The organism is Salmonella sp. SAL4457 (assembly GCF_046548235.1).
Classification (GTDB): domain Bacteria; phylum Pseudomonadota; class Gammaproteobacteria; order Enterobacterales; family Enterobacteriaceae; genus Salmonella; species Salmonella enterica.
This window is the reverse complement of sequence record NZ_JBGDZO010001345.1, coordinates 1-235: the sequence shown is the minus strand read 5'-3', so window position 1 is coordinate 235 and position 235 is coordinate 1. Positions and strand designations below refer to the sequence as shown.

Sequence of the window (235 nt, the reverse complement as noted above, 5' to 3'; positions counted from 1 at the left end):
ACTATATCCAGTTGCGCGGCGAACAGAACCGTGCGGCGATCATCCGCGACAACCTCGAGACCGCACGGCGCAGCCTGGAACTCACCCGCACGCGCCTGGCCAACGGCGTCGCCACCGACCTCGAGGTAGCCCAGGCGCTGGCCCAGGTGGCCAGCATGGAGGCACGCCTGCCCGAGGTGGAAAAGAACCAGGCGCACCTGGTCAACGCCCTCGGCTACCTGGTCGGCGCCAGCCC

At 68.9% G+C, this 235-nt stretch carries 1 protein-coding gene; it reads left to right on the top strand.

Annotated elements, in window-relative coordinates; all coding sequences use genetic code 11:
- Positions 1 to 235 (top strand): TolC family protein (locus ACLJNW_RS28560; RefSeq protein WP_410962052.1); only part of this gene is annotated, 235 nt, incomplete at both ends.